The following is a 517-nucleotide window of genomic DNA, read 5'->3' as shown; positions in this document are numbered from 1 at the left end:
CGCATCACCCGCGACCCCGACGGCAGCCTGCCCGAACGGTGGCTGATCGCCGAATGGCCCGACGATCAGCCCGAACCCGTCACCTACTGGCTGTCCAGCCAACCCGCCGACACCACCTCGGCCGACCTGATCCGCACCGCCAAAATCCGCTGGCGGATCGAACACGACTACCGCGAACTCAAAACCGGCCTCGGCCTGGACCACTTCGAGGGCCGCTCATGGACCGGCTGGCACCGCCACGTCACCCTCGTCACCGCCGCGCACCTGTTCATCACCACGCTGCGACTCGACCCAAAAGCGGATGCGCCGGCCTGACCCTCTACAAAGTCATCCACGAGCTGCAACTCCTGCTCGCGACCTGGACCGGCGCATGCCCCACCTGCCACCAAACCGTGAAACCGTTACACCGCAACAGACATCGACAAACCTAACAAAGCACTACTAGGCCCTGTCCTGCCGATCGTGCGGGAAGCACCTCAGCGGCGTTGCGCACGCTGCATAAGCTGGCTCGCATGTT

At 64.6% G+C, this 517-nt stretch carries 1 protein-coding gene; it reads left to right on the top strand.

What is annotated here, in order from left to right; translation table 11 throughout:
• Positions 1-315: transposase (locus ABD352_RS57075; protein WP_344621087.1), on the top strand; the 315-nt coding region annotated here is incomplete at its 5' end.
• Positions 316-517: the final 202 nt, after the last annotated feature.

The sequence above is a fragment of the Dactylosporangium salmoneum genome, from assembly GCF_039532525.1.
Taxonomy (GTDB): Bacteria; Actinomycetota; Actinomycetes; order Mycobacteriales; family Micromonosporaceae; genus Dactylosporangium; species Dactylosporangium salmoneum.
This window is presented reverse-complemented; position numbering and strand designations above follow the sequence as displayed.